Below are 24009 nucleotides of genomic sequence, written 5' to 3'. Positions count from 1 at the left end.
GCCAATTACTATTTCACTTCAAATTTCACACGCGTACCATCTGGATATTTGTCTAGCTTATTCCCTACCCAAGAACCTGCACCGCGGTTATCTGCTGGACTTATATATTCAATATGGGCTCCTTTTCCGCCTTCCTTACACATCGCCATCGGCCATTCATCACGATCATAACCTTTCTTCGTCGGATATGGCGCTAACGATAATTTCCTTCTATCCGCTGCACCATTACGATCAATTGTGCACATTTCTGAATGCCCTTCTTTTATAGCATCCGTTATATGTTTCCCGGTCTCTGGATATCGTTCTTTCGGGAACTCTAGAATTTGATCATACGTAGTTGTTTTTTTAGTACTTGTCTCCTCTGGCACAAGTACTTCATATACCGCTACCAAAAGAGAAAGAATTGCAATAATTGAAATGATAATACCTTTAAATTGCTTCATGTGTACCTCCGTGTTCCTACCAATTTCTTTTCCTCAGTTATTATAACAAACTTCTTCTACGTATGTTTTCAGACATTATTTTAGCTCTTCCTCTCCATTTCGCCAAAAACATTCATTTTTCCTCATCTTTTCACTAATGCTGTAGAAAACTAATAACCTTCCGACATTCTTTTTCAAAGGAAGTCCTCATAAAAGATTGAAATGATATATACGATACTTTTTGGGGAGGAACTATCATGGAAGCTATTTATAAAACGAAAGATGTTACAAATAAAACAGGTATCCCAAAACATATAGTCCGAAAATATAGCCAACTCTTAGAGGAACACGGTTATATCATTTCCAAAACAGCTGATGCTCGTATTTATAAATTGGATGATTTAAAACTATTGAAATCTATACATGAAAGAGCTGCTACATTACAAGAAGACATTTCAGAAACAATACCTATTATTTTAAAAGAAAGAGAGGCCCCACCTGTACCTGTTATTCAAGATAAACAAGAGATACAACCGAAAGAAGATGGACGTAACTTTGAGGAGTTCATGTTAAAACTTGAAATGCTTGCTCAATTAAATGAAGCAATTATTCATCAAAACTCTACTCTCATTACACAAAATCGTTTAAAAGACGAGAAATTAGATGAACTAATGCAACAAGTTTATGTAAAAGAAGGCTCTCAGGAAAAAATGTTACAAGAGCTAGTTGTTCATGCCGCCGAAACAGATGCACTCCAAAAAGAAAAGATGGACTTATTAATGAATCATATGTATAAGCGAGAATCCAAACAAGAAGAAAAAATGAATAAACTTGTCAATCAAATTTACAATAAAGATAGCAACCGCGATGCACAACTTATGCAAGTTATTCGCGAAATTCAAGAAACAAAAAAATTAGTCGCCGCTTCAAAAGAGCAAAGCTTCTTTCAATCATTTAAAAGTTTATTCGTTCGAACAAAACAAGATAAAATAAATGAATGAAATTTCGTATATTTTTCTAATGCAAGATAAAATAAAAAGTTACCTTCTACCGGTAACTTTTATTCCTTATATCGTACAGCTGGCAATATAATAATAGCTTCAGTTCCTTTTCCGCTTTCACTTTTATATTCCAATGTACCATTATGCGCTTGTAAAATACTAAATGTTACCATAAGACCTAATCCTGTTCCTTTTTCTTTTAAAGAATAATACGGTTGTCCAAGCCTTACTAACTGTTCTTTTGTCATTCCAACACCACTATCTTTAACTCTTATTATTATCATTTCATCTTTTTGAATAGCTGTTACTTTTAAATACCCTTTGTTTCCTTGAATTGCTTCAATACCGTTTTTAACAACATTCATAATAGCTTGCTTCAATTTCGTCTTATCGCCGATAGTATAAAGGCTCTCAGAAATCTCAACTTGCAAATAAACGCCCTGCATCGCTGCAAATGATGACATAAGAGTTGTCATTTCAATTAATTGTGCTGATAAACAAATATGTTCTTTTTTTTCAATTTGAGGCCTTGCTAAATTTAAATAATCTGAAATAATCTGTTCAGCACGATCCAGTTCAGCTAATACGAGACGCATATAATCTTTGTTTTTTACCTCTTCCGTACTCTCTAGCAATTGAATAAACCCTCGTACAACAGTGAGAGGGTTTCGAACTTCATGTGCAACACTTGCAGCTAACTCACTAACAATATTAAGTTTTTCTGATTTTTGCATTTCTGTACGCAATAATGCATTTTCATTTAAATACTCAGTCAAATACACTTGAAATACCATTGTCATAACCATAATAAGTGATGCAAATATATACCCACTATATAGATTAGATATGTACGGTGTAAAACCTGTTTCTAAAAGGACATTCAACATCCCGACTACTAATGAAACAAGAACATAAAATGATGCAATCATAAAAGCTAATATTAGCTTCTTATCTCTTGAAAACAGAGACCATTTCTTTGACAAAAACAATGGAATTATCGAAAGAAATATAACTTCTACGATAGGCAACCAACTGAGCCCCTTAAAAATCCATTCATATGCAACAAAAATAATGGCAGGGATGAGTCCAACAATCCCACCATATAAAAAACCACTAACAATTGGGATTGGATGAAAATTGTATCCGCAAACAGTACCAAAACAAATAGAGTATGTCATGGAGAGAACGAGTGTAACGCTAGATAAAAACATAATAAAGTAGCGATTAGGCTTCGGAAGCATTTCTTGATAACGATTTAAACGAATCGCTTCATATAAAAATAGTGGTAAAATAATGATGGCAATTTGGATCATTAAATCACGAATCAGCTCCATAGCCTCTCATCCCCTATATGTATTTTGATATGATTATATCATTTTATAAGTATATTTGTTTTAAAATTTTGATTTTTCTTAACATTTTTGTTAATTATTTGTTAACAACTAATAATAAATGTTACAAATTTCCGAAATGATTGTAAACCCTGTACCAAATTTCCTTCGTGCAGTATACAATGAATACGGATTACAAAGAAAATAAAAAACACTTCACTAGACGGACAACTATCGCAAAATACAGCATATAATCCATACTATCTATGTTTACAAATAAGTGATCATTACTTTAGTAGGAGGAAGATAAATATGGCGGGTACTACGCTTGTTTTAAAAGAAGAAAATTTGGTTGTGCTAGAAAACGTTGAAAAATCAGTATACGAAGAATTGCAACATAAAGCAGGGGACGAAGACTGTACATGTGCTGTAAATGAATCCGTTGTCCATCTTGGCAAAGTATCTTCCGTACTTTGGAACGAAGATGAAATAGATTGGGAATACGGTTATTAAAAAGTCGCTTGCAGCGGCTTTTTTTTGTTTATGCTTAAACAAATGGAGTGAAACTTTAATTAACTCACACAGCTTATACTCTTATGGACATTTGAATCCTCACATAATTTCTTACTTCCACTGAATTTTAAGATACGATTCTTATCTTTCACAAATAGCGGGGGAAATTTTATAAACAAAGCGTAATAGTTAAAAATATGATAAAATGAACTTAATTTTCAAACGGAAGAAAGGGAGATACAATGGAACAATTCATTAATCCTAGAGTGAAGGACATCCAAATTTCTGGAATCCGTCAGTTCTCTAACATGATTCAAAACTATGATAATCTCATCTCTTTAACAATTGGGCAACCCGACTTCCCTACACCTTCTTTAGTAAAAGAAGCTGCTAAACGGGCCATTACAGAAAATTATACAAGCTATACACACAACGCTGGTTTATTAGAATTACGTGAGGCGGCTTGTAACTTTGTAAAAGATAATTACGATTTACACTATTCACCTGAAAACGAAACCATTGTTACAATCGGCGCTAGTGAAGCGATTGATGTTGCATTCCGAACTATTTTAGAACCAGGAACGGAAGTAATTTTACCTGCTCCTATTTATCCAGGCTACGAGCCTATTATTCGACTATGCGGTGCAACGCCTATTTTTATAGATGTTCGTGAAACTGGATTTCGTTTAACAGCTGAAGCATTGCAAAATGCAATTACAGAACGAACAAGATGCGTCGTTTTGCCGTATCCTTCTAATCCAACTGGTGTTACCCTATCAAAAGAAGAATTACAAGATATTGTATCTGTCTTAAAAGATAAAAATATTTTCGTTCTTTCTGATGAAATTTATAGCGAACTAGTATATGGAGGGCAACACACATCTATTGCTCAATTCCCAGAAATGCGTGAGAAGACTATTGTCATTAATGGCTTAGCCAAATCACATTCTATGACAGGATGGCGTATTGGATTTTTATTTGCTCCTAATTATTTAGCAAAGCATATTTTAAAAGTTCATCAATATAATGTGACATGCGCTAATTCAATCGCCCAACATGCTGCAATTGAAGCGTTAACAGCTGCTAAAGATGCACCTAAGATGATGCGTCATCAATATAAAAAGCGCCGTGATTACGTATATAATAGACTCATTCAAATGGACTTAACAGTCGAGAAGCCAACGGGTGCATTTTATTTATTCCCATATGTCGGAAACTTAACATCTTCATCATTTGATTTTGCACTTAATCTTGTAAAAGAAGCTGGGCTGGCCGTCGTTCCTGGAACGGCATTTTCTGAATATGGTGAAGGCTACCTTCGCCTTTCCTATGCTTATAGTATGGAAACTTTAAAAGAAGGCTGCGACCGTTTAGAAGCCTTTCTAAAGCAAAAAGCTAAGAGTTAAACTCTTAGCTTTTTGTTTTATACTGATCACAAGTTTGACGCTTCAATAATTTATGCGGAATAATAATGCATTTTGAAGTAGACTCAGAATGCTCTACCTTATCAACTAAAGCTTTTGCCGCTTCATACCCTAATTGATAAATATTCACATCAACTGTTGAAAGCGGTGGACTAGCAATTTCTGATAATAAAGCATTGTTAAAACTTACAATAGAAACATCTTTCGGTACAACAAATCCTTTTTTAGAAAGCGCACTTAACACGCCAAGTCCAATTAAATCATCCGTTGCCATAATTGCCGTCGGTGGTTGCTTTAGTCCCATTAATTCCTCAACAGCCTGTTGACCACTCTCTCTTGAAAAATCAAAGTGTAAAATATACTCTTTCGGTAATATAATATCTGCTAGTTTTAAAGCATCACTCATACCTGCCAAACGATCTCTCGTTACAAGTAAATCTGATCCACCGCCGATGAACGCGATTTGTTTATGGCCTAATGAAATCAAATATTCCGCTACTTCTCTTGCTGCTGTATAATTGTCATTATCTACATATGTAATTTCATCTTTTCGATCATATGGTTTTCCAATCAATACAAACGGGAATTTTTGATTATGCAAATACTGAATAATCCGGTCATTTTCTCTTGAATATAAAAGAATAATTCCACCAATTTGACGCCCTTGTACCATTTTTACAACACCATTAAAAATTTCGTCTTCCGTTTCACCTGTCGACATATAAAGCGCATACCCTTCCATATGTGCAAATGAGCTAATTCCTCTTATAACTTCCGGGAAAAACGGATTTTGAAAAGCTTTACTTGCTGAGCTCGGCATAACGAGCCCAAGCGTTTTCGTTGTTTGATTTGCAAGGTTTCTTGCATTTAAATTTGGGTGATAGCCTAGTTCACTCATCACTTTTCGAACACGGCGCTTTGTCTTTTCACTTATACTTGGATTATCAGCAATTACACGGGAAACTGTCGATGGTGCAACATTTGCCTTCTTCGCCACATCTTTAATTGTAACTGTCATAAAAATCCCCCCTCTCACTTCTCTGCCATATTTCATATATTGTTATCTTGCAATCGTTGCAAGTAATAGGAGAAACCGCAAACTTTCATCACTTCGTTCTATCTTGCAAAAATTATTATCTTCTCCCTCTCCATGTATTGTAAGGGATATAGCTTTATTTTCCTATACTATAATATACTATTTATTTCACATCTTTTCGCATGTGATGTCAAATCTCTTTTCATCTCCCTACAAATTTTTTATAGGGAGATGAAAAGAGAAATGGGACGTAATGTCCCATTTTCATCCTTTCGTACCTCCAGCTGTTAAACCGGAAACAAAATATTTTTGCAGCGATAAGAATAAAATAGAAATCGGAATTGCAATTAATACTGAGCCAGCTGCAAATGTCGTAAATTCATTACCAAATTTTTTCGCTACCATTTCATATAGTCCAACTGCTAAAGTATAATTTTCCGGTGTGCGCAAAATAATACTCGCTAAAATGAAATCTGTAAATGGACCGATGAAAGTGAATAAAGCTACAACCGCTACGATTGGTTTTGCAAGCGGCATAATGATTTGCCAGAAAATACGGAAATGCCCTGCTCCATCCATTCGAGCTGATTCATCCAACTCTTTCGGAATCGTATCAAAATACCCTTTCATAAGCCATGTATTCATCGGAATTGCTCCGCCCACATAAATTAAAATTAATGCAAGATGTGTATCAAGTAATCCTGTTAACTGAGCTAATATATATAGTGCGATTAACGCTGCAAAATTCGGGATCATTTGCAGAATTAAAAATGTTAATAAACCATTCTTTCTTCCAACAAAACGATATCTCGAAAATGCATAAGCAGTAAAGCTAATGGCTAGCACAGAGAAAATCATCGTCATTACGCTAACTTTTAAAGTATTTTTATACCAAAGTAAGTAGTTACTTGAATCGAGATCAAGTAGCTTGCGATAATGATCTAACGTGGCATTTTCCGGAATAATACTTGACCCAGATAAACTATCCCCTGGATTAAACGATGAGCCAATTATCCATAATAATGGATAGAAAATAATCGCACACATTATGAAGATAACTAAATAACTTAATGAAAGACGTAACATCTTTTGTCGTTTAATATTCATTTACATCATATCCTCTTCTTGGAATGATTTTGTTCTCTTAAATTGCCATAACGCAACTGTAATAACAATTAACGATAAAATCATTGTAAGAGCTGCTGCTTTTCCGTACTGAGCCGAAGTCATCGTTAACTTATAGATCCATGAAATTAAAATATCCGTTCCACCCGCATTTTGTCCAGACACAGCAGGTCCCCCGCTATTAAATAGATAAATAATACTAAAATTATTAAAGTTAAACGTATATTGCGTAATTAATATTGGCGCTGTTGCATATAAAACAAGTGGCAATGTAATTTTGCGGAACTGTTGCCAAGCTGTTGCTCCATCTACTGTAGCCGCTTCATATAATTCTCCTGGAATCGATTGCAATATACCTGTTGTCATTGCAAAGACGAACGGGAAACCGAGCCACGTTTGAATCATAATTAAAGCCATCTTCGCCCAAAACGGGTCTGTCATCCAAGCAATCTTTTCAATCCCGAATAAAGCTAATACTTGGTTATTAATTGCTCCAAATGTTTCATTAAACATACCAGCAAATACAAGAATAGATACGAATGCTGGAACAGCCCACGGTAAAATAAAGATTGTTCGAATAATTGCCTTCCCTTTAATACCAGGCTGATTTACGATAATCGCTAAAAAAATACCAAGTGCAACTTGTAACGTTGTTGCAACAAACGTCCAAATGACAGTCCAAGAAAATACACTTAAAAATGTATCTCTCCACATTGGTAACGTGAAAATATCAATAAAGTTTTTAAAGCCCACCCAATCTACTAATTTAGCTGGAGGAGAGTGGTATAAATCATAATTCGTAAATCCAATTAAAATTACGAAAATGATTGGGAAAACAACAACAAAGATAAGCAATAGAAAACCTGGTGAAACCATTAAATATGGAAAACCTTGATCTAATAAGTTACGATATTGCTCTTTTACAGAGTTTAATGGCGTTCCTATATCACGTTTTTTCCCATTTTGATATGCATCATATAAGTTAAATGCATATATCCCTAGACCAAACACAACGACGATTAGTGCCAAAATCCCTTCTACTAATAGAAAGACCGAATGGTCACGTGGAACTTCTGTACCAAGCGTTACAATTCCCCATAATCCTATATTTAACAAATCAGCAAATGCTACAATAAATGAACCTGTTAATACTAGAAAAATAAGACCTTTTACAAATTGTTTATTATATAGTTGACCAATACCTGGAATGATTGATAACATGGTCGCCATTTTCCTATGCTTTGAACCGTTTAACTCTTTCTCTGGTTCCATAGATGTTTGCATGTTCCTTCCCCCTTTTTTCTTCCTACTTGGAAGGGAGAGAATTCGTGCCTCTTATATTAGAAGCACGAATTTCACCTTATTTTTTCTTACTATGATTTGCCTCAATATTACCTTTAATTTGTTTCACTGCATTATCAAGTGCGGATTTTGGTGCTTCTTTATCTGATACAACTAATTGAAGCGCATCCCCAGCTGGTTTCCAAACTTCCTGCATTTCTGGAATATTCGGCATTGGAATTCCATTTTCCGATTGCGTTGCAACTGCTTTTGCAGCTTCGTTATCTTTAATGATTGGATCTTCCATTACTGATTTTACTGGCGGAATTTCTTTCGTTTTCTCAAATCGAATTTTCGCATTTTCTTCATTTGTAACCCACTCAGTGAATTTTGTAGCTAAATCATTTTGTTTAGAGAAGCTTGTTACATGCCATCCTTTTACACCAACGAACGTTTTCATCGGTTGACCATTTGGTAATTTTGGCATTGGAGCAACACCATAATCAATTCCAGCCTTTTCCATCGCTTGGAATGCCCATGGACCATTCATAATAGATGCTGCTTTTCCTTCATTAAATAATCCATCTGCAGCTGAACCACCAGATTCACCGATAATACCTTTCGGGAATAACTTTTCTTTGTACCATTTTTGAATATACTCAGCACCTTGTACTGCACCGCTATTATTTAATCCGATATCATTTGCATTTGGTTTTCCGTCTTTCTCACCAAATACATAGCCGCCCATACCTGCCATAAATGCATTAGCGAAGTAGAAGTTATCTCCTAGTGCTAAAAATCCGTACTTGCCATCCTTCGTAAAGTCTTTTGAGAAGTTAAACAGCTCATCCATCGTTTCAGGTGCTTTTTGCATCAATTTTTTATTATAAATAAAGATTGGTGTTTCAATTGCTTTTGGTAAACCGTATAATTTTCCGTTATACGTTTGTGCTTCTATTGATAAATCTGTAAATTTACTTTTTACTGTATCATCCACTTTCACTTCTGAAAGTAGCCCTTCTGTTACCGCATTACCAATATGATCATGTGGCAATGTTACAACATCTGGCCCTGTGCCAGCTGGACCGTCGAGACGAAGTTTTTCTATTTGTTTCGTCATCTGAACCTCTTCAACTTTTACTTTTACATTATATTTCTTTTCAAAACTTTTCACTGCTGGCTCTAGACCCACACCTTTTTTCTCATCTTCCCAAACGAGAAGATCATAATCTTTCTTCTCTTTACTTACTTCCTTTTTCCCTGAATCTTTCGGTCCACATGCAGATAACATACCGATTGACAATGCTGAAATCGTTAATAGTGATAATGCTTTCTTCATCCCAAAAACCTCCCTAAATTGTCTATGTACCCTTTAATTGAAAACGTTTGCATTAGATAGTTTAATAGAAGCGCAAACAATATCTCAAATCTATGAAAACGTTTGCGCTATTTGTCTATCATTATACATCCTTTTATTCATTTTGCAAATATTAATTTTCAAAATAATCTTATCATACTCTTTATTCATTGACTTTACATAAAATGAATACTACTCTTATAAGCAATATTAAAGTTATGCGGAAGGCAATCGTTTGCAACATAATTTTTATTATTTCATTTACGGGAACTATATGTATAGAGATATTAAAGGGGGATTTTCTATATGCTTAAAGAAGCGATCTATCATAGGCCAAAAGATAATTATGCATACGCTTACGATGAAAAAACAATTCACATCCGAATACACACAAAAAGGGATGATGTTCACAGCGTCGCTCTCATCTACGGCGATCCGTACGAATGGCAAGATGGGAAATGGATTACAGCGAGTACACCGATGAAAAAAAACGGATCTACTGAGTTATTTGATTATTGGTCGGTTTCAATCAAACCAAAATTTAAACGCTTACGTTATGGATTCGAATTAAAAAACGACGTAGAAACTCTTATTTATACAGAACGAGGATTTTTTTCTAATATTCCAAATGACGATGTCGGTAACTTTTTCTGCTTTCCATTCATTCATGCAAAAGACGTTTTCAGGGCACCATCCTGGATTAAAGACACAGTATGGTATCAAATTTTCCCGGAACGATTCGCTAACGGGGATAGTACATTAAATCCAGCAAACACCCTTCCTTGGAGCAGTGCAGAGCCAACTGCTACTAATTTTTTCGGAGGTGATTTTGCTGGTATTCTTCAAAATCTTGATTACCTTGTGAAGCTTGGAATCTCTGGCATTTATTTCACTCCTATTTTCAAAGCTCATTCGAATCATAAATATGACACAATTGATTACATGAAAATCGATCCACAATTCGGGACGAAAGAAACGTTCAAAGAACTCGTTCAGGCGTGTCATAAACGTGGTATAAAAGTAATGCTCGACGCTGTTTTTAATCATAGCGGATACTTCTTTGATAAATTTCAAGACGTGCTGGACCAAGGCGAGAATTCCGCCTATAAAGATTGGTTCCATATTCATGAGTTTCCAATTATAACCGATCCACTTCCTAACTATGATACTTTCGCATTTACACCATATATGCCTAAATTAAATACGGCACATCCAGATGTTAAAGAATATTTACTTGAAGTAGGTCGTTATTGGGTAAGGGAATTCCATATAGATGGTTGGCGCCTTGATGTAGCAAATGAAGTCGATCACAGTTTTTGGAGAGAATTCCGAAGTGAAATAAAAGCATTAAATCCTGAAGTATATATTTTAGGAGAAATTTGGCACGATGCACTCCCATGGCTACAAGGGGATCAATTTGATGCTGTAATGAGTTATCCTGTTACAAACGCTCTACTTTCTTACTTTGCTAACGGTTCCATTAAAGCAAGTGAATTTATGAAACAAATTACAGAATCTCTACATTCCTACTCTATGAATGTAAATGAAGCTGCATTTCATTTATTAGACAGTCATGACACACCAAGAATTTTAACAACATGTAACGGGGATAAAAATAAGTTAAAGTTACTCTATGTATTCCACCTTTCTTTCATCGGTTCTCCTTGTATTTATTACGGTGATGAAATCGGTATGGATGGCGGCATGGACCCTGATTGCCGTAAATGTATGATTTGGGATATAAACGAACAAGATCATGTATTATTTACACATATACAAACATTAATTTCATTACGGAAACAATATAAAGCATTTGGAGGACATGGCACTTTCAAATTCATCGAAGCAAATGATGAACATAATTATATTTCTTATACGAAGACATATGAAGATGAAACTATCTTTTTCGTTTTAAATCCTACTAACGATGAAATTACAGCTTCACTCCCTAGTCATATTACAGGAAAAAAAATAGTCAATATATATACAAACGAAGAATTTTCAGCGGAAGCAAGTATATTACAAGTTACACTTCCACCATATGGATTCTCCATATTAAAATGGTAATCGAAAAAGCCTTATACCCAGGTGGCATAAGGCTTTTTCTTATTTCAATTTGAATACCATTGCTTCATACGGACGTAATGTAATGTTGTCTATCGATCCGATTTCCACGTCGTAATTGTGTATTAATAACTCCAATTCACTATAACTAATGTCCTCAGGTAATTCAAATACACATTCACCCGCAGTAAAGTTTGCAATGACAAGAAGTTTTTCGTCTCCATATGTTCTTACGTAAGCAAAAATAGCAGGGTTATTATCTAATATTAAATCATATGATCCATACACAACTATTTCATTATTTTTGCGTAGCTCAATTAATTTTTTATAGTAATAAAAAATTGAGTCTTCATCTTGGATTGCTTGTTTCACATTAATCTCTTTGTAGTTAGGGTTTACCGTAATCCAAGGCTCACCCGTTGTGAATCCAGCATGTTCTCTATCATCCCACTGCATCGGAGTTCTAGCATTATCTCGGCCCTTTATATATATAGACTGCATCACTTTATCTATATCTTCGCCGCGCTCTATAACTTTTTCTTTATACATATTTAATGTTTCAATATCTCGATATTCATCAATCGATTCAAATCGAACATTGGTCATTCCGATTTCTTCTCCTTGATAAATATATGGTGTCCCTTTCATCATATGAAGTACTGTCGCTAACATTTTTGCTGATTCAGTATGATAAGCGCCATCATTACCAAAACGAGATACAACGCGAGGCTGGTCATGATTATTCCAATAAAGGCTATTCCAGCCTGTTTGTTCTAATGCTTTTTGCCACTTTGTTAAATTTTGTTTCAAAGTAAGAAGTGAGCATGGTTTTACATCCCATTTCCCACCTTCTCCAGAATCTAAATCCATATGTTCAAATTGGAATACCATTTGCAGTTCTTTTCTAGCTTCTCCTGTATACAATTTAGCTTCTTCTGTTGTTACACCAGGCATTTCCCCAACCGTCATAATGTCATACTGAGACAATACGTCTTCATTCATTTCATGCAAATACTTATGAATGTTCGGACCGTTCATAAAATGTTTATGCCCTGAAACATATCCTTCTTCATCCGTTTCAACAGCTGGTAAGCCATCTTCTTTAGAAATAAAATTAATAACATCCATACGGAACCCATCAATTCCTTTTTCTAACCAAAACTTCATCATGTCATAAACATCTTGTCTTACCTTTTCATTATCCCAGTTTAAATCTGGCTGTTTTTTAGAAAACAGATGCAAATAATATTCATCTGTCATTTCATCATATTGCCATGCAGAGCCACTAAATGCTGCTCCCCAGTTATTCGGCTCTTTCCCTTCATTTCCAGGACGCCATATATAATAGTCTCTATATTTATTTTCTTTTGATTTACGTGATTCAATAAACCAATTATGTTCATCTGAAGTATGATTAACAACTAAGTCCATCATAAGTTTCATATTACGTTTATGCATTTCATGTAATAGTTCATCCCAATCTTCCATTGTTCCGAACTCGTTCATAATTTTACAATAATCACTTATATCGTAACCATTATCATCGTTTGGAGATTCATAGACTGGTGATAACCAAATTACATCAATACCTAATTTTTTTAAGTAGTCTAGCTTCGCAAGAATACCACGAAGATCACCTATACCATCACCGTTACTATCCATAAAACTACGAGGATAAATTTGATATACTACACTTTCTTTCCACCATTGTTTTCCCATTATGCTACCCCATTTCATCTATACTATTGATTCTTTTTTCTTTTTTTAAGGCGCAAACGTTTTCATTACTGAATGATAACAGATTCTATCCAAATTTAAAATAGCGCTTACAATATTTATTTTCTTTTTCTAATAAAACATGCGGAACTTATTATATATTCATAGGAATAATGAAAACGTTTTATTTTTTTATAGTGTTTTTATTTCTTTTTTGAATCTATTCGTTTATAATAAATTCAAAGAAAACGTTTGCATAAACTTTCTAGGGGGAAATATCATGGCAGAACTTAAATTAGAAAATATTTATAAAATATATGATAATAACGTAACAGCCGTAACAGATTTTAATTTACACATTCAAGATAAAGAATTTATCGTATTCGTTGGTCCTTCTGGCTGTGGAAAATCTACAACACTACGAATGGTAGCTGGACTTGAAGATATTTCAAAAGGAGAATTTTCAATTGATGGTAAGCTAATGAACGATGTTCCTCCAAAAGATCGAGATATCGCAATGGTCTTCCAAAACTACGCTCTTTATCCACATATGAGTGTGTATGATAATATGGCATTTGGATTAAAACTTCGAAAAATACCGAAAGATGAAATCGACCGTCGAGTGAAACATGCAGCTCAAATATTAGGGCTTGAACAATATTTAGATAGAAAACCGAAAGCTTTATCAGGTGGACAACGTCAACGTGTTGCATTAGGTAGAGCAATTGTTCGAGACGCAAAAGTCTTCTTAATGGATGAACCCTTATCAAACTTAGACGCTAAACTACGTGTTGCAATGCGATCAGAAATTTCTAAATTACACCACCGTCTTGGTACAACGACAATTTATGTAACACATGATCAAACTGAGGCAATGACAATGGCTTCACGTCTTGTTGTTATGAAAGACGGCAAAATCCAACAAATTGGAACTCCAAAAGAAGTATATGAAACACCTGAAAATATTTTCGTTGGTGGTTTTATCGGTTCACCCGCAATGAATTTCTTCCGTGGAAAATTAACTGAAACCGATTTCGTTATAGACAGTTCACTAAAGATTAAAGTATCTGAAGGAAAAATGAAGTTATTACGCGAACAAGGCTATGTAAATAAAGAAATTGTTTTAGGTATTCGTCCAGAAGATATTCATGATGAACTATTATTTTTAGAAGCTTCACAATCTACTACTTTCACAACAAAAATTGAAGTTGCAGAGTTGTTAGGGGCTGAATCCATTATATATATGAAACTTGGAAATCAAGATTTTGCAGCACGTGTTGATGCAAGACATACTTTTTCACCTGGTGACCAAATTAAACTTGCTTTTGATATGAATAAAGCACATTTCTTTGATAGCCAAACCGAACAACGTATTCGCTAAGTATACATGCAAATACAACACCTTCTTTTTTAGGTAGAAAAGAGAACCTAGCCATGCATAGAAACGGTCAAATCCTCTTCCTACCCCGTTCCAAATTAAAACAAAAAAATAGTGGGTACGAAATCACTTGTATTCTGTATAGTTGCTACTTATACGATAAGAAATTAGAATGGCTGAAAATACACACAAAAAAACCGTCCACATATATACTGGGGGCGGTTTTCCATTATTATACTAGGGCTTCTATTGTATGAAATGATTGTCCTCTCGTGCTAATAATACCGAAAACTGGTAAATCACTGAGCACCACTTCTTCTTGCTGTTTCATAAAAGATGACGTTAATTGTTTTATCTCTATCCAAACGTCATTAATACAAAGTACATTGGAATCGTTCTCTTGTTGGCGAGAAAAAATAGAATCTATTTTATACAGACCCGCATTTTGAAAAAGCATATCAACACGACTATATGCCTCCATAGCAAAACTAATAACACGTTGCCAATCTCCTTGTTTTCCCATATCGTAGGATACAAAAAGTGCCTCTCCGCCTAGATTCGTAATTTCCTCAGCTGTTGCTTGTCCACTTTCTTGATCAATGTCCGTCACAATTACTTTTGCGCCTTGCTTAGCCAACAAAAGAGCTGTACTACGTCCAATACCGATGCCACCACCAGTTACAATGGCAACCTTTCCTGCAAGCTTCATTTTCATTACCCCTTCTATAAGTCTTACCGTCATTCAGTATACTCTTTTATTAGATTAATCCGCAAGCAGGAAAAGTTAACTCGACAACTTGTAAGCGATTACTTGTTTGTTTCTTTTTTTTTCTTACTATTATACTGATCGAAGGTTAAAGCAATAAAAATAAGAATTCCCCAAAATATTAAGCTACCTCCAGTCATTGCAAATCCCCCTTTGTTATATAACGATATTATTTATATCCATTATATCATTATCTTAATTTTCAATCTATTAAAGCGAAAATAGGGTGTTTGAATTAGCTACCGCTTCTTTAAACATCCTTCAGTAATATGGAAGGTACTATACAGGAGATATCCACCCTATATAATCAAATTTTTTACGAAATTAAAAATAAGACTTTTTATATACAAACAATAAAAAGTCTTATTTCATTAGTAGCACCTATAATTTAAATATTAATTATACAAGACTCATCACTTTCGTCTTTGCAATTAAATCATGGAAGCCACAATTATCTTTGCGGAATAACATCATATATACATTGCATATTAATGGAACTCCAAGTAATAATATGCTTGGTAATAATAATACCAAAAATCGTATTATCAATGTTTGTAACGTTAGTTTTTCACTTGTTAACGAGATTATTTTTGTTCTTGTTACCTTTTTACCAAGTGTAGAACCGTTCCAAAGAAAAGGTAACACAATAAAATTTATAGCCATTAATACGAAAACAAGTGTAAGGTCGTATCTATAGTCACCTAAACTTATATTAAAACGATTGAAAATAGCACTATAGTTTCCGGTAATAATAGCTACTACTGCACCGTATGTAACTGAGATTAAAAACATGTCAATAAGGGAAGCACCTATGCGATTCATTACAAGCGCTGGACGATGCATCTTTAACTTCATTTTGTGTCGACTCCTTCATATCCTTCTTTACCCGTTTCATCGTACCACTTCTAAAAAACATTGTAAACTGGCGTTTCGCTTACTTTTCTTGTACAATGTGTTACAACAGCATTGTAAAGGAGGTTCCCATATTGAAAAGATGGATAATCCTATTTGCCGCACTCTTATTAACAGGTTGTACAGGCAATACAAACCATTTAGCTTATACAATTAACGATGAATATGAACTCATACATACTTCTGGAGATGCATTTGAACTTTTCCCCTCGCAGGATGCTGTATATGCTACACAATACATCCCTGCAAAAATTACAGAAATTGCTTGGGACGATAAATACATTATCACAAAACAAATTGAGGAAAAATCAGATCCAAATAATCCTGACGCAGCAATTACAAATAAAAAAAGTGAACATTATTGGATTATCGATGTAAAGCATAATAAACGATTCGGTCCTTATAATGAAAAACAATTTAACGAGCAAAAAGATGCTTTTAAAATTACAGTACCTTTTCAAAGTGTAGATTCATATGTGAAAGAGCTAAAAAAACAGTCAGCATAACCTTTTATGCTGACTGTTTTTTCTTAAATTATTATAAAGACACCTTATTTAGAGAGTGAAATATTAAAAGTTTGCGGTTCTTTAACAGCTTCATTTGTGTCTCCTGTTGCTAAATCATCTGTCGTAAACTTAATATCCTTTACTTTTTCTTTTCCATCATCAAGTATTAAACCGATAATTCCTTCTCGTGTCTCACCAGGCTTATAATCTTCTCTTGAAACACTCTTCGTGCCAACGAGCGTATCTTCATCATATAAAAAGTTTTGAGTCGCTACATTAAAATGTTGTTTGTCATTTATAGTAACATCATTCATAGAGAAAAATTGCATGTTCTTATTCCCACTATTTTCTACCTTATATGTAATTTCAACATACCGAATCGTATCGCTAATCTCTGTTCCACTTAACGATGCATATAATTCAGCATCTTCTTGACTCACTTTATCTCCCAATCTACGCTTTACTTCTTCAGGAGTTAATGCAGTATACACTTTCAATGTATTTTTTGCATCTTTGCTCATTTGTGATAATGAGATAACTTTAACGTCTTGTACGTGAATTTTCATTGGGGCTACTTCAAATGTCTGATTCACAGAATGAATCTGTTCTAATTCAAAAGTCCCCCATCCTTTTTCTTTCACCTTTTGCCCTACTTTTTTAAGCTCACGCCCACCATACTCTTTTGTTTCAGGAATAGATTCTTTCTTTTTAGGTTCTGCCTTCTTTTCTTCTTGATGGAAGCAACCACTTAACATAAGAAGAAAACTACATAAAACAAAAATACTTTTCCATGCTTTCATCATTTAATTTCTCCTAACACTATCATTCATTAATATAAATTAGTCCCTTGATTTGTAAACTATAGAAACAATAAGAAGTCCACAAAACGAACTTGTCAGTCCAGATACTATTATACCTCCTATTTGGAAAATATGAAAATAGGGGTCTAATAACGCGTGAACGATAAATATAATGGCCGCCACCAACGATAGATGAAGCCCAATATTTCTTTTTTTCCGAAGTTAAACTAGTATCTTGATCAGTTTCCCTCCTATATTTCCATAGTACATATATTAGTAATAGTAGACCAAAACACGTACTCCCATGCTGTAAAAATTTATAAATTGGAATACTATATACTTCTTTCTGTAACAGCGGCATCTTCATAACAAAATAGCCTGTCTTATGGGTAAAAGCATCCCAAACGACATGCGTCACCATACCGAATAAAGCAGAATAGCAAAATACAAAAATATCTTTCCATGTATAAAGCCCCCACTTTTCATCAGCTATATATTTATAGTACGTAGCAAACGGCTTAGGTAGATGTGATATAAACGGTCCTTTTAAAATAAGATGATATGCATATGCTAATAAAAAAACGAGTGGTAAATTCAAATACAAGAAACCAGCCCATGTATGGCCAATAATACCGTATGGCCTAAAATATAAAAAATATTCAAAATCAGGTGCCATACTACCTAATATAAGAGCCGTCACTGAAATATAACTAGAATGTTTCTTAGCAAAAGGGAGAACAGCTGCTGGATGTGCAAATGTAAACGGCATGCTTTAACTCCTTTTCATAATTTCAATAGAATACATACTATCATAACGATATGAACAATCTCTATGCAATATTTATTTTCACATTGGAATATGATAGTTTAAATGTTATAATCCACATGGAATATTCAGAAAATAAGGAGATGTTCACGTGTCATTAACACTTGTCTTTTTTCTTGTTTTGTTTATATTGTTTTTAAGTACATACATCGGATTCTTTATATGGAAGCACTACAAAATTATAAAATATATATGGATTTATGAGCGTTCTTATCATTTTTATAGGAAAGAGAATGGCTTTCGGCTGGGAAGGTCTCGGTTTTGGCGCACTTCAATATACAATACTATTAGCAAGTTGTCTTACATTAGTATTTGCCGCTTTTTTAGAATCAAAATCCGTTATGAATTGAGGTTTATATATTGATTGACGTACCCTTTTTAAAAAATGTCACATTAAAAAAAGAAAATATCCCTAGCTTTTCTACATACCCTTACTGTCTACCCGCTATTCGAACTTTACAATCACTAGCTTTCCACCCAAATGTAACATTCATTATTGGAGAGAATGGGACAGGTAAATCAACACTACTTGAAGCAATTGCAATTGCTTTAGGTTTTAATGCAGAAGGTGGAACGAAGAATTTCCGTTTTAGCACAAATGATTCCCATTCATCTTTACATGAACATCTTCGAATTTCAAAAAGTTTCAATACACCAAACGACGGCTTCTTTCTTCGTGCTGAATCATTTTATAACGTTGCTTCTTATATCGATGAAATAGATGCTATAAAATCTTACGGTGGCGTTTCACTTCACGAACAATCACACGGCGAATCATTCTTCTCATTATTTATGAATCGATTTTCAGGACAAGGTTTATACATTCTAGATGAGCCTGAGGCAGCTTTATCCCCGATGAGACAACTTTCAATGCTCATTCGAATGCACGAACTAGCTGAACAAGGTTCACAATTTGTTATTGCCACGCATTCTCCCATTTTAATGGCTTATCCTGAATCTACTATATACTCTTTAACTCAAGAAGGGATTCACGAATCGACATTAGAAGAAACTGAGCATTATCAAACGACGAAACTTTTCTTTGAAAATCGCGATCGATTATTTCATCATCTATTTGAGTCGTAAAAAAGAAGCAGCAAACGCTGCTTCTTTTTTATAATGCTTCTATAAATAAGGCAACCCCGATACCGCCACCGACGCATAAAGAGGCAATTCCTTTTTCTAATCCACGTCTTTTTAATTCATGAATTAAACTTACAGTGATACGAGCTCCTGTACAACCGATTGGATGTCCAAGTCCTACACCACTACCGTTTACATTCACTTTCTCACGGTCTAACCCTAACTCTTTCTCTACAGCTAGGTATTGTGCAGCGAAAGCTTCATTAATTTCAAGTAAATCTGCATCTTCTAATGACCAATCTACTTTTTCTAACCCTTTGCGAATTGCTGGTGCTGGTCCAATACCCATAATTTTCGGATCTACACCTGCTACTGAATATCCAACAATTCGAGCTAACGGTTGTAAACCTTTTTCTTTCGCCTTTTCTTCACTCATTAATACTAAAACGGCACTTCCGTCATTAAGACCAGATGAATTCCCTGCAGTTACTGATCCATCTTTACGGAAAGCTGGTTTTAATCCTGCTAATTTTTCAGCTGTAATATCTGCACGTGGATGTTCATCCTTCGCAAATACAACTTCTTTTCTACGTTCTTTTATCGAAATAGGAACAATTTGATCGTCAAAGTATCCAGACTCAATCGCTTGCAGCGCTAATGTATGACTACGAAGCGCAACTTCATCTTGTTCCTCTCTTGTAATTTCATATTGTTCAACTAAATTTTCCGCTGTTTCACCCATCATAATATGGTGAATCGGATCTTCTAAAACTTCCCACACCGTATCACGAATTTCTCCGTGCTGTAGACGTTGTCCCCAGCGGTGTTGTTTTAATGCATAAGGGCTCGAGCTCATTGCTTCTACTCCACCTGCAACAACAATATCACTTACACCTAATTGGATTTGCATTGCAGCAGACATAATTGCTTGCATACCTGAAGAACATTGACGTTGAATTGTATAACCAGTAACTGTGTCAGGAAATCCTGCCGCTAATGCAGCTGTTCTTGCCGTATTTGCTTCATCAGTTCTTTGAATACAATGACCTAAAATTACTTCATCAACTTCATGTGGCTCTACTCCGCCTCTTTTTACAGCTTCCTGAAGTACAGGAACAGCTAATTCTACTGGTGTTATATTTTTTAGTGCTCCTCCGAAAGTTCCAATAGGTGAACGAACTGCAGCTGTAATGACAACATTATGCATTTTGTACTTGCCCCTCTCTTATGTACCCTAGTAAGTTTTAGGTGAAATTCCATAAGTTGTATGTCTACAATTATCATACTATAAACATACCAAAAAATCAAAATATTTAATATAATAAAAATAGAAGGAATTAACCTTCTATTCTGTCAATGCGTATAGGAATTTTTGTAATATCTTCTCTGTCGTTTCATTCAATTTCGGTAACTTGTCTACTGGAAAATATTGAAGTTGTAACCCTTCATGATCGAGCTTTAATTCTCCGCTTACATGATGTGCCTGATACAGATGAATCACATTAAAAATTTCATCTCCATTTGGATAACGGAAATAAACTTCCTTTCCTGAAAGAACACCAAGAAATTGCATTATTTTTGCACTTAACCCCGTCTCCTCGAATAATTCTCTACGAGCAGTTTCTTCTGTCGTTTCTCCCAGTTCCATTGCCCCGCCAGGCACACCCCAATCATATGTATCTGAACGATATTGAAGCAATACTTCTTGATTATCATTTAATATAATAATTACTGATCCTACTAAAATAAGTGGTCTCGTACCAACTACTTTGCGTAACTCTTCAATATACCCCAATATGTAAACTCTCCTTTCCTCACCCTTCCTTATCATAACAAAATTCTCTTCCTTTTGTTGCTGTAATTTTCAATAAAAAAGGAAGCTTCCGCTTCCTTTTTTTACCGTTATCCCGCTATTTGCGGGCAGTAAGACCCCTACCTCAAAATTCAGCGAAAGCAAAGAAGTTAGGCGGGGGTCGGGCTGCCCGTAAAAGCCCGATTGGTGAAGGCTAATAATCAGTGGGGGATGGACAAAAACCCCACTGATTAAAGTTTCACTTTATTTCTTAAAGCTTTCGTATTTTACAGCTTCAAAAGCTTCTTCAATTTCTTCATTGCTATAATGGACATACGTAAAACGCCCTAATTCTACTAATCTAGCTATTTCTTGTAACGCTTTATGCTGATCATATGTTTCTTCAATTGTAATATGTACATAAAACTTCATTAATGGATGTTCATATAAAGGTTCTCCCACCTCTACATATACATCTTCAACCCCTTGCACAACTCTTACATAGCTCGCAAATTGATAAAGAGCTTCTCTGTCTGAAACGATTTTTAATGTATACATATATTCTCCCCCTTTTCTTTACTATATCAAAAAGATGACCATACTACGTTATAGAACTATGAAATTTTTTCGACTTGTTTTATATATATTCGTGAGATAAACAAGGCGTTTATCCATACATAGAATCTTTCCCCACATATATTATAGAAAGAATTTTTTCATTTGAGGTGTTCCTTATGGATTCATACGTTAATATATGTGTTTGCATTACTCCAGGCGCCGATATTTCTGACGACCGTATTGCAAAAGATTTAGCAGTTGCAGAATCAATTTGGCATCCCATTACATTTCAAATTAAAGAAGTAATTGTACTAAACGAACTTTTCCGTTTTTCTAATCGGGAAATTAGTTATAAAAACTCCATTCAAAGTCAGGAAAAATTATCATCATTTTTTCAAACTTGTGTTAACGAAGCTCCTGAATGTGACCTTTATATTTGTTATATTGGCAGTGATTATTTCAAGGAAACTGCCGTAATTGCCTGCGCTTACTCCTTAGCGAAACAACAGCAACTTACTGGTTATATCGTTTTAACAAATTCAGCCGCTCCAATGAAAAACATATATACCCTCGCTCACGAAGTTGGGCACATTTTATTTACAAGACGAATTCATGGAAAACTTACGCACGCAGATCCCCATTCTCCAACTGGTTCTGAACACCACCCTTCTCCCTCAAACCTTATGTACCCTATAGTCCCTCATCCTGATCAGGTTCACATCAATTCATTATTAACAAATGAACAAAAAGCGCTCTCTTTACAAAGCACTTTATTACAAAGAAAAAAACAGTAACGATATTGTTACTGTTTAAAACAACATATTCCAATCAACAAACCAAATACCGGCTGCGAGAAATAAAAACATACAACTAAAAGTAAATGTAATCCCTCTAAAAATCCCAATATAATATTTCTTTGGAAATACTTTTTTGCATATCCAAAGCAGCCCTTTTCCTATTAACCCGAAGAACAACATATATGCTGATGTGTCATCTAATACAGTATCAAAATAGTCATCATATATTCTTTTTGTGAAAGCAATATAGTTAACCTTAAAAAAACTACTACTCGATATACATATAAATAACTCTTTCTCTCTTTTTATTCGTATACTTCCCTTTTTTCTAATTTTATATGAATTTTTAAAAGCATATAAATAACAATGAAAAGAATTATTTGTTGCACATACATTCCACTAATGCTCGATAAATCTATCATTACAAATATATATTCTAATGCAATTGGAACTAGTAAATACGACAAAGTAAACCAACCACCAAATTTAATATTTGCAATAGCTGCAAAAAGAACTACTATTCCAACAAGAATGAAGCTTTCTGTAGCAGTAAATTTAATAAATGTTGTACCATAAAAATTATTTAATAATGCAATACTGAAAATTGATAAAAACCATATCGCACCACTTATATACATAATTAAAAATTCAATTCTTTTATGTTTAAAGACTGCTGTTCTCATCCCCCATATTAATACACCAATCCCTACAAAAATCATAATTGGATATCCAATTAATTCAATTAAAGAATAAGACAAGCGATGATCGGCTTCACTAAAGAATACACTCTTCATCATCGTGAATGCTAATAAATTTATAATAAAGTAAAGCAATAATTTATAATTCCCTTTTTTATCAACTTCCATCTCTTTCGCAAGTTGATTTGCATACTCTTTTGGAGCATGACCAAATATATCACTTACACTCTTCCCTCTCTTTTCTCCTTCTATTAAATGAACTTCCGCATCTTCTATAAAAGAAATAATATCAGCTTCTCTAATGCCCTTCGTACGTAAATACCCTTGGGTATCATCTAAAAATTTTTGTGCTTCATTCGATAACACTTTTATCCCTCCCTTAATTAACCGTTTCTCTTCTATTCGTCTTCATCATAATTTCAACGAAAATCAAAATAAATAAACTTCCGTATAAACAAATAACCTGAAATAACATTGGCATGAGATCCTCTGATGTAAACGTTTTAAACACTAACATAATAGAAAGTGGAATGATTAAATATAAGTTTTTAAACCATCCTGTAAAATATATATTTATAGCTAATGTGATGATAAAGATCCCACCAGCTAATATATAACTTTGC

At 34.4% G+C, this 24009-nt stretch carries 25 protein-coding genes and 2 pseudogenes; 9 read left to right on the top strand and 18 right to left on the bottom strand.

Features of this window, described 5'->3' with window-relative positions; translation table 11 throughout:
- Positions 1 to 8 precede the first annotated feature (8 nt).
- Positions 9 to 443: a DNA-entry nuclease gene (gene nucA, locus ACFWDE_RS13345; protein ID WP_002014817.1), complete on the bottom strand. Its 435-nt coding sequence runs from the start codon at positions 441 to 443 to the stop codon at positions 9 to 11.
- A gap of 236 nt (positions 444 to 679) precedes the next feature.
- On the opposite strand from nucA, the gene ACFWDE_RS13340 reads away from it, so the two are divergent.
- Positions 680 to 1423 (top strand): DUF3967 domain-containing protein, encoded by a 744-nt coding sequence (locus ACFWDE_RS13340; RefSeq protein ID WP_377892809.1) that lies wholly within the window; start codon positions 680 to 682, stop codon positions 1421 to 1423.
- 59 nt (positions 1424 to 1482) lie between these two features.
- Here the strand turns inward: ACFWDE_RS13340 and ACFWDE_RS13335 are convergent, their stop codons facing one another.
- A complete protein-coding gene (locus tag ACFWDE_RS13335; protein WP_377892807.1) occupies positions 1483 to 2757 on the bottom strand; it encodes an ATP-binding protein in 1275 nt (424 codons plus the stop codon).
- Between the two features lie 309 nt (positions 2758 to 3066).
- Between ACFWDE_RS13335 and ACFWDE_RS13330 the strand changes: the two genes are divergently transcribed.
- Positions 3067 to 3267 (top strand): hypothetical protein, encoded by a 201-nt coding sequence (locus ACFWDE_RS13330; RefSeq protein WP_000929276.1) that lies wholly within the window; start codon positions 3067 to 3069, stop codon positions 3265 to 3267.
- A 242-nt stretch (positions 3268 to 3509) separates the two neighbouring features.
- On the top strand, positions 3510 to 4673 hold the full coding sequence (locus tag ACFWDE_RS13325) for an aminotransferase A (protein WP_377892805.1): 1164 nt from the start codon (positions 3510 to 3512) through the stop codon (positions 4671 to 4673).
- Positions 4674 to 4677: 4 nt separating this feature from the next.
- Here the strand turns inward: ACFWDE_RS13325 and malR are convergent, their stop codons facing one another.
- From malR to ACFWDE_RS13305, 4 genes are all read right to left on the bottom strand, one after another.
- The gene (malR, locus tag ACFWDE_RS13320) at positions 4678 to 5709 is read right to left on the bottom strand and encodes a maltose operon transcriptional repressor MalR (protein ID WP_377892803.1); all 1032 of its coding nucleotides are present in this window, start codon (positions 5707 to 5709) and stop codon (positions 4678 to 4680) included.
- Between the two features lie 282 nt (positions 5710 to 5991).
- The gene (malD, locus tag ACFWDE_RS13315; protein ID WP_002145966.1) at positions 5992 to 6834 is read right to left on the bottom strand and encodes a maltosaccharide ABC transporter permease MalD; all 843 of its coding nucleotides are present in this window, start codon (positions 6832 to 6834) and stop codon (positions 5992 to 5994) included.
- Positions 6835 to 8136 (bottom strand): maltosaccharide ABC transporter permease MalC, encoded by a 1302-nt coding sequence (gene malC, locus ACFWDE_RS13310; protein WP_002199479.1) that lies wholly within the window; start codon positions 8134 to 8136, stop codon positions 6835 to 6837. It abuts the gene before it with no gap.
- Positions 8137 to 8212: 76 nt separating this feature from the next.
- Positions 8213 to 9472 (bottom strand): extracellular solute-binding protein, encoded by a 1260-nt coding sequence (locus tag ACFWDE_RS13305; RefSeq protein WP_377892801.1) that lies wholly within the window; start codon positions 9470 to 9472, stop codon positions 8213 to 8215.
- 324 nt (positions 9473 to 9796) lie between these two features.
- Between ACFWDE_RS13305 and ACFWDE_RS13300 the strand changes: the two genes are divergently transcribed.
- On the top strand, positions 9797 to 11557 hold the full coding sequence (locus ACFWDE_RS13300; protein ID WP_377892799.1) for an alpha-glycosidase: 1761 nt from the start codon (positions 9797 to 9799) through the stop codon (positions 11555 to 11557).
- Positions 11558 to 11596: 39 nt separating this feature from the next.
- Here ACFWDE_RS13300 and ACFWDE_RS13295 read toward each other — a convergent pair whose 3' ends face one another.
- Entirely contained in the window at positions 11597 to 13273 is a 1677-nt protein-coding gene (locus ACFWDE_RS13295; RefSeq protein WP_377892797.1) for a glycoside hydrolase family 13 protein, read from the bottom strand.
- Positions 13274 to 13550: 277 nt separating this feature from the next.
- Here ACFWDE_RS13295 and ACFWDE_RS13290 point away from each other — a divergent pair, with 277 nt between their 5' ends.
- On the top strand, positions 13551 to 14651 hold the full coding sequence (locus tag ACFWDE_RS13290) for an ABC transporter ATP-binding protein (RefSeq protein WP_002014802.1): 1101 nt from the start codon (positions 13551 to 13553) through the stop codon (positions 14649 to 14651).
- 229 nt (positions 14652 to 14880) lie between these two features.
- Here ACFWDE_RS13290 and ACFWDE_RS13285 read toward each other — a convergent pair whose 3' ends face one another.
- From ACFWDE_RS13285 to ACFWDE_RS13275, 3 genes are all read right to left on the bottom strand, one after another.
- Positions 14881 to 15390 carry an SDR family NAD(P)-dependent oxidoreductase gene (locus ACFWDE_RS13285; protein WP_033710801.1) on the bottom strand — a complete coding sequence of 170 codons (510 nt, stop codon included), beginning with the start codon at positions 15388 to 15390 and terminating at the stop codon, positions 14881 to 14883.
- Between the two features lie 65 nt (positions 15391 to 15455).
- Positions 15456 to 15554 carry a flagellar motor protein gene (locus ACFWDE_RS13280; protein WP_377892795.1) on the bottom strand — a complete coding sequence of 33 codons (99 nt, stop codon included), beginning with the start codon at positions 15552 to 15554 and terminating at the stop codon, positions 15456 to 15458.
- 259 nt (positions 15555 to 15813) lie between these two features.
- On the bottom strand, positions 15814 to 16269 hold the full coding sequence (locus ACFWDE_RS13275; protein WP_002014800.1) for an RDD family protein: 456 nt from the start codon (positions 16267 to 16269) through the stop codon (positions 15814 to 15816).
- A gap of 131 nt (positions 16270 to 16400) precedes the next feature.
- On the opposite strand from ACFWDE_RS13275, the gene ACFWDE_RS13270 reads away from it, so the two are divergent.
- Complete coding sequence (locus tag ACFWDE_RS13270; protein WP_002165132.1) at positions 16401 to 16832, top strand: DUF3997 domain-containing protein; 432 nt, start codon at positions 16401 to 16403, stop codon at positions 16830 to 16832.
- A 44-nt stretch (positions 16833 to 16876) separates the two neighbouring features.
- On the opposite strand, the gene ACFWDE_RS13265 is transcribed toward ACFWDE_RS13270, so the two are convergent.
- Complete coding sequence (locus tag ACFWDE_RS13265; RefSeq protein ID WP_002145958.1) at positions 16877 to 17635, bottom strand: hypothetical protein; 759 nt, start codon at positions 17633 to 17635, stop codon at positions 16877 to 16879.
- A gap of 36 nt (positions 17636 to 17671) precedes the next feature.
- A pseudogene (locus tag ACFWDE_RS13260) lies at positions 17672 to 18401 on the bottom strand (DUF4184 family protein).
- Positions 18402 to 18549: 148 nt separating this feature from the next.
- On the opposite strand from ACFWDE_RS13260, the pseudogene ACFWDE_RS13255 reads away from it, so the two are divergent.
- Both ACFWDE_RS13255 and ACFWDE_RS13250 read left to right on the top strand, forming a co-directional pair.
- A pseudogene (locus tag ACFWDE_RS13255) lies at positions 18550 to 18808 on the top strand (hypothetical protein).
- A gap of 10 nt (positions 18809 to 18818) precedes the next feature.
- On the top strand, positions 18819 to 19544 hold the full coding sequence (locus tag ACFWDE_RS13250; protein ID WP_377892793.1) for an AAA family ATPase: 726 nt from the start codon (positions 18819 to 18821) through the stop codon (positions 19542 to 19544).
- Between the two features lie 28 nt (positions 19545 to 19572).
- Here the strand turns inward: ACFWDE_RS13250 and ACFWDE_RS13245 are convergent, their stop codons facing one another.
- The 3 genes from ACFWDE_RS13245 to ACFWDE_RS13235 form a co-directional block, all read right to left on the bottom strand.
- Positions 19573 to 20748 (bottom strand): acetyl-CoA C-acetyltransferase, encoded by a 1176-nt coding sequence (locus tag ACFWDE_RS13245; protein WP_377892791.1) that lies wholly within the window; start codon positions 20746 to 20748, stop codon positions 19573 to 19575.
- A 138-nt stretch (positions 20749 to 20886) separates the two neighbouring features.
- Complete coding sequence (locus ACFWDE_RS13240; protein WP_377892790.1) at positions 20887 to 21336, bottom strand: NUDIX hydrolase; 450 nt, start codon at positions 21334 to 21336, stop codon at positions 20887 to 20889.
- A gap of 261 nt (positions 21337 to 21597) precedes the next feature.
- The gene (locus ACFWDE_RS13235; protein ID WP_000288333.1) at positions 21598 to 21891 is read right to left on the bottom strand and encodes a DUF3928 family protein; all 294 of its coding nucleotides are present in this window, start codon (positions 21889 to 21891) and stop codon (positions 21598 to 21600) included.
- A 176-nt stretch (positions 21892 to 22067) separates the two neighbouring features.
- On the opposite strand from ACFWDE_RS13235, the gene ACFWDE_RS13230 reads away from it, so the two are divergent.
- Entirely contained in the window at positions 22068 to 22685 is a 618-nt protein-coding gene (locus ACFWDE_RS13230; protein WP_377892788.1) for a DUF955 domain-containing protein, read from the top strand.
- A 15-nt stretch (positions 22686 to 22700) separates the two neighbouring features.
- Here the strand turns inward: ACFWDE_RS13230 and ACFWDE_RS13225 are convergent, their stop codons facing one another.
- The 3 genes from ACFWDE_RS13225 to ACFWDE_RS13215 form a co-directional block, all read right to left on the bottom strand.
- Positions 22701 to 22973: a DNA-binding protein gene (locus tag ACFWDE_RS13225; RefSeq protein WP_377892850.1), complete on the bottom strand. Its 273-nt coding sequence runs from the start codon at positions 22971 to 22973 to the stop codon at positions 22701 to 22703.
- Between the two features lie 20 nt (positions 22974 to 22993).
- The gene (locus tag ACFWDE_RS13220; protein ID WP_002014877.1) at positions 22994 to 23752 is read right to left on the bottom strand and encodes a DUF1129 domain-containing protein; all 759 of its coding nucleotides are present in this window, start codon (positions 23750 to 23752) and stop codon (positions 22994 to 22996) included.
- A 13-nt stretch (positions 23753 to 23765) separates the two neighbouring features.
- Positions 23766 to 24009: HAAS domain-containing protein (locus ACFWDE_RS13215; RefSeq protein WP_377892786.1), on the bottom strand; the 244-nt coding region annotated here is incomplete at its 5' end.

It is taken from the genome of Bacillus sp. NPDC060175, assembly GCF_042728695.1.
In the GTDB taxonomy this organism is placed as follows: Bacteria; Bacillota; Bacilli; order Bacillales; family Bacillaceae_G; genus Bacillus_A.
Note: the sequence above shows the minus strand (reverse complement) of the source record. Positions and strands in the feature narration are given on the sequence as shown.

What these genes read in the sequence shown, in the direction of transcription:
- nucA (WP_002014817.1), bottom strand. Translation starts at nt 443, where the DNA reads ATGAAGCAATTTAAAGGTATTATCATTTCAATTATTGCAATTCTTTCT.
- ACFWDE_RS13340 (WP_377892809.1), top strand. Translation starts at nt 680, where the DNA reads ATGGAAGCTATTTATAAAACGAAAGATGTTACAAATAAAACAGGTATC.
- ACFWDE_RS13335 (WP_377892807.1), bottom strand. Translation starts at nt 2,757, where the DNA reads ATGGAGCTGATTCGTGATTTAATGATCCAAATTGCCATCATTATTTTA.
- ACFWDE_RS13330 (WP_000929276.1), top strand. Translation starts at nt 3,067, where the DNA reads ATGGCGGGTACTACGCTTGTTTTAAAAGAAGAAAATTTGGTTGTGCTA.
- ACFWDE_RS13325 (WP_377892805.1), top strand. Translation starts at nt 3,510, where the DNA reads ATGGAACAATTCATTAATCCTAGAGTGAAGGACATCCAAATTTCTGGA.
- malR (WP_377892803.1), bottom strand. Translation starts at nt 5,709, where the DNA reads ATGACAGTTACAATTAAAGATGTGGCGAAGAAGGCAAATGTTGCACCA.
- malD (WP_002145966.1), bottom strand. Translation starts at nt 6,834, where the DNA reads ATGAATATTAAACGACAAAAGATGTTACGTCTTTCATTAAGTTATTTA.
- malC (WP_002199479.1), bottom strand. Translation starts at nt 8,136, where the DNA reads ATGCAAACATCTATGGAACCAGAGAAAGAGTTAAACGGTTCAAAGCAT.
- ACFWDE_RS13305 (WP_377892801.1), bottom strand. Translation starts at nt 9,472, where the DNA reads ATGAAGAAAGCATTATCACTATTAACGATTTCAGCATTGTCAATCGGT.
- ACFWDE_RS13300 (WP_377892799.1), top strand. Translation starts at nt 9,797, where the DNA reads ATGCTTAAAGAAGCGATCTATCATAGGCCAAAAGATAATTATGCATAC.
- ACFWDE_RS13295 (WP_377892797.1), bottom strand. Translation starts at nt 13,273, where the DNA reads ATGGGAAAACAATGGTGGAAAGAAAGTGTAGTATATCAAATTTATCCT.
- ACFWDE_RS13290 (WP_002014802.1), top strand. Translation starts at nt 13,551, where the DNA reads ATGGCAGAACTTAAATTAGAAAATATTTATAAAATATATGATAATAAC.
- ACFWDE_RS13285 (WP_033710801.1), bottom strand. Translation starts at nt 15,390, where the DNA reads ATGACGGTAAGACTTATAGAAGGGGTAATGAAAATGAAGCTTGCAGGA.
- ACFWDE_RS13280 (WP_377892795.1), bottom strand. Translation starts at nt 15,554, where the DNA reads ATGACTGGAGGTAGCTTAATATTTTGGGGAATTCTTATTTTTATTGCT.
- ACFWDE_RS13275 (WP_002014800.1), bottom strand. Translation starts at nt 16,269, where the DNA reads ATGAAGTTAAAGATGCATCGTCCAGCGCTTGTAATGAATCGCATAGGT.
- ACFWDE_RS13265 (WP_002145958.1), bottom strand. Translation starts at nt 17,635, where the DNA reads ATGATGAAAGCATGGAAAAGTATTTTTGTTTTATGTAGTTTTCTTCTT.
- ACFWDE_RS13245 (WP_377892791.1), bottom strand. Translation starts at nt 20,748, where the DNA reads ATGCATAATGTTGTCATTACAGCTGCAGTTCGTTCACCTATTGGAACT.
- ACFWDE_RS13235 (WP_000288333.1), bottom strand. Translation starts at nt 21,891, where the DNA reads ATGTATACATTAAAAATCGTTTCAGACAGAGAAGCTCTTTATCAATTT.
- ACFWDE_RS13230 (WP_377892788.1), top strand. Translation starts at nt 22,068, where the DNA reads ATGGATTCATACGTTAATATATGTGTTTGCATTACTCCAGGCGCCGAT.